The sequence below is a fragment of the Microbacterium sp. P2_F9 genome (genome assembly GCF_056403635.1).
Genome location: NZ_JBFUFC010000278.1, coordinates 1 through 3,624 on the forward strand (window position 1 = coordinate 1; position 3,624 = coordinate 3,624).

Here is a 3,624-nt window from a genome sequence, read left to right on the forward strand (position 1 = left end):
GCGCGCTCCAGGCCGCGATGGACGGCTTCCAGGTCGCGCGTCTGATCGATGTCATCGGCGAGGTCGACATCGTCATCACCTGCACCGGCAACACCCGGGTCGTGACGGCGGAGCACCTGCTCGGGCTCAAGCACCTCGCGATCGTCGGCAACGTCGGCCACTTCGACGACGAGATCGACATGGCCGGGCTCGCCGCCATCCCCGGTGCCGAGCGCATCGAGATCAAGCCTCAGGTGCACGAGTGGCGCCTGCCGAACGGACGCAGCGTGCTCGTGATGAGCGAGGGGCGTCTGATGAACCTCGGCAATGCGACGGGGCATCCGTCGTTCGTCATGAGCGCATCGTTCGCGAACCAGGTGCTCGCCCAGCTCGAGCTCTACGCGCGCCCCGAGGCCTACCCGGTCGGCGTGTACACGCTGCCGAAGGCCCTCGATGAGAAGGTGGCGCGCCTGCATCTCGGCGCCCTCGGCGTGCAGCTCACCGAGCTCACCGCCGAGCAGTCGGACTACCTCGGCATTCCGGTCGACGGCCCCTACAAGCTGGACCACTACCGGTATTGACGCTCAGCCGCGCGGGAACCCGCGCGGCACGCCGTCCGCATGGGCGGTGAGCGCGGCGACCCGCTGGGTCTCCAACATGAGCGCGCGCAGCTCGCGATCGCGGCGGATGGCGACCACCCCGTAGAGGAACGCCGCAGGCTCCACCGCCGGCACCGGCGAGACGTAGCGCGCGGCCTCGGCGGCGAGGGATGCCGCGAGCCGCTCGCGTGCGGCCGGCTCGAGCTGCGGCGCGCTCCGGGTGAACTGCGCGATCCGCCGCGCGAGGCGGTCTGGAAGCCGGGCGACGTCGGCGATCGCGCCCCATTCGGCGAGCATCGGGGGCAGGGGAGCGTGCTGGTCGGGGAGCGCGGGGGTGCGGGTGCGCTCGGCATACGTGCCGGCAAGCAGGTCGCCGAGGCGCTGCGCGCGAGGGGTGAAGGCACCGACCACGGCGGCGATCGCGCCGAGCGTGAACCAGATCTCGATCACGCCGACCAGGGCGCGGATGAACGCATGCCGAAATCCCGCCGCACCGCCGTCGATCCGGACGATGCGGCTGCCGACGGCCAAGCGGCCGAGGCTGCGTCCGCGGGTCACGGTCTCGACCGTGGTGGGCAGCGCGACGGTGATCAGCACCAGCACGACGATCGTCAGGATCGGCACGACCGTGCTTTCGAGCACGTTCGCACCGACGAGCCACGACGAGGCGAGCAGGAACAGGATGAACAGCACGATCGCGATGAGGACATCGATGAGGCAGCCGAGCGCGCGGAGGAAGAAGCCCACGGGCTGGACGTCGAGGGCGACCGCCTCACCCGTGAGGATCTCCTCGCTGCGCACCTCGAGCACCGTGGTGGGGATCTCGCCGCGTGGATCGGACGCGGCGGGGGCGGGGACGTCCGGCATGCGTACAGTATGCACATGGATCTCGACGCCCTCACGGCCGCGCGTCGCGAGGAGTGGGCGGAGCTTGACCGGCTGAGCCGCACGCGCCGCCTCCACGGCGCGGACATCGACGAACTCGTCACCCGCTACCGGGCGGCCTCCGCGGATCTCGCCGACATCAAGACCTCGGCGGGACGGACGCCGCAGGGCGACCACGTCTCGACCATGCTCGCCCGGGCGCGACTGCGCCTGACCGGTGGACCCGAGAACGTGCTGCGGCAGATCCCGCGGTTCTTCTGGCTACAGCTGCCTGCCGCCCTCTACCGCCTGCGGTGGACGACGCTCGTGATCGCCGTCTCCTTCGTCGTGGTCGTCACGATCGTCGCGCTCTGGGTGTCGGGCGATCCGGCGCTCGTCGCCTCGCTGGGCAGCAGAGCAGACCTCGAGTACTACGCCGACCACTCGTTCACCGAGTACTACAGCGAGAACCCCGCCGCGGTGTTCGCCGGGACGGTGTGGACGAACAACGCGTGGATCGCCGCGCAGTGCGTGCTGTTCGGCATCACCGGCATCTGGCCCGTCATGGTCCTCGTGCAGAATGCCGTCGGGGTCGGGATGGCCGCGGCGATCATGTTCGCGTTCGGCCGGGGCGACGTCTTCCTGCTGTTCATCCTCCCGCACGGGATGCTCGAGCTCACCTGCATCTTCATCGCCGGCGCGGCAGGGCTGCACATCTTCTGGGCGTGGGTCGCTCCAGGGCCGCGGCCGCGCGGTGAGGCGCTCGCCGCAGCCGGACGCTCCCTCGCCATCGTCGCGATCGGCCTGGTCATCGGCCTCGCGATCTCAGGCGCCATCGAGGGGTTCGTCACCGCACAGCCGTGGCCGTGGCCGATCAAGATCGGCATCGGGGCGGCGGCGCTGGCGCTCGTGATCGTCTACGTGCTGGTCGTCGGCGGGCGTGCGCACCGCCGCGGCGAGACCGGCGATCTGACCGAGTTCGAGGCCGGCACGCCGACCCTCGTCGCGGGCTGAGCGCGGCATCCGTCACGACGCACGAAGAAGGGCCCGACCACGAGGTCGGGCCCTTCTTCGTCGAGCTGGTCAGGCTTTCTTCGTGCCGTCGAACAGGGCGCGGTAGGCGAAGCCCGCGATCAGGGCGCCGATGATCGGGAACACGATGAACACCCACACCTGGGACAGCGCCAGGCCGCCGCCGTAGACCGCGGTCGCGATCGAGCGGGCCGGGTTGACCGAGGTGTTGTCGATCGGAATCGTGGCGAGGTGGATCAGCGTCAGCGTCAGGCCGATCACGAGGCCGGCGAACGCGGGGTTGCCGCGCGTCGAGTGCGTGACGGCGAGGATGACGATCACGAAGAGTGCCGTGAAGAGCACCTCGACGATGATCGCGCCGCCGATGCCGAAGCCACCGGGTGAGAGCTTGTCCCAGCCGTTGCTGGCGAATCCGCCATCCGCGGCGGCGGTGAGCCAGCCGTCCGGGCCGTTCAGACCGATCAGGTAGATGAGCGTCGTGGCGACGAGGCCGCCGATCACCTGGGCGATGATGTAGGCGGGGGTGCCCTTCCACGGGAACCGTCCGGCCGCGGCGAGGCCCAGCGTCACCGCCGGATTGAAGTGGCCGCCCGAGATGGGACCGAAGGCGTAGGCGCCCGCGACGACGGTGAGGCCGACGGCGAGTGAGACGCCGAGGAATCCGACTCCCTTGTTGGCGGAGTCGGTGCCCTCGCCGAATCCGGCGGCGAACAGCGCGGTGCTGATGACGCCGAGCACGAGCAGGAACGTGCCGAACGCCTCGGCGGTGAGGACGGCGGCAGTGGAGKGGGCCGTGGGGGTGTGTTCGAGAGGCGTCGGTGTGACGGGCTTCTCGGGGCGCGGGTCGCTCATGGCGGGAGTCTCCTTCGCAGAGGGATGACGGCCGACTGGCCGCTCACCGTGAGCCTAGAGCGTGTTCAGCGAACTCTCAGGCAACCGGTGCGCGCGTTCGCGGATTCGCGCAACACGGCGTCATCGTGCGGGATCAGAGGCGCCCGGCCGCCTTGAGCGCCAGGTAGCGGTCCGCGATCCGGGGTGGCAGCGCCTCGGGGGAGGCCGCGATGGCCTCGGCGCCCGCCCGGCCGATCGCGACGGCGACGGCGGCGGCATCCCGCTCCGTGCGGGCTGCCGCCGCCGCGTGGTACACGTC

4 protein-coding genes are annotated in these 3,624 nt (G+C 70.7%); 2 read left to right on the forward strand and 2 right to left on the reverse strand.

Going from position 1 to position 3,624, the window contains the following annotated elements; genetic code table 11:
• Positions 1 to 560 (forward strand): adenosylhomocysteinase (locus AC1DVT_RS18685; protein WP_477390722.1); only part of this gene is annotated, 560 nt, incomplete at its 5' end.
• A gap of 3 nt (positions 561 to 563) precedes the next feature.
• On the opposite strand, the gene AC1DVT_RS18690 is transcribed toward AC1DVT_RS18685, so the two are convergent.
• Positions 564 to 1,445, reverse strand: a complete 882-nt coding sequence (locus tag AC1DVT_RS18690; RefSeq protein ID WP_477390724.1) for an RDD family protein — start codon at positions 1,443 to 1,445, stop codon at positions 564 to 566.
• Positions 1,446 to 1,460: 15 nt separating this feature from the next.
• Here AC1DVT_RS18690 and AC1DVT_RS18695 point away from each other — a divergent pair, with 15 nt between their 5' ends.
• Complete coding sequence (locus AC1DVT_RS18695) at positions 1,461 to 2,456, forward strand: stage II sporulation protein M (RefSeq protein ID WP_457101039.1); 996 nt, start codon at positions 1,461 to 1,463, stop codon at positions 2,454 to 2,456.
• Positions 2,457 to 2,525: 69 nt separating this feature from the next.
• Here the strand turns inward: AC1DVT_RS18695 and AC1DVT_RS18700 are convergent, their stop codons facing one another.
• Complete coding sequence (locus AC1DVT_RS18700) at positions 2,526 to 3,326, reverse strand: aquaporin (protein WP_477390726.1); 801 nt, start codon at positions 3,324 to 3,326, stop codon at positions 2,526 to 2,528.
• Positions 3,327 to 3,624: the final 298 nt, after the last annotated feature.

Coding starts and splice junctions, on each gene's coding strand:
- AC1DVT_RS18690 (WP_477390724.1), bottom strand. CDS start 1,445: ATGCCGGACGTCCCCGCCCCCGCCGCGTCCGATCCACGCGGCGAGATC.
- AC1DVT_RS18695 (WP_457101039.1), top strand. CDS start 1,461: ATGGATCTCGACGCCCTCACGGCCGCGCGTCGCGAGGAGTGGGCGGAG.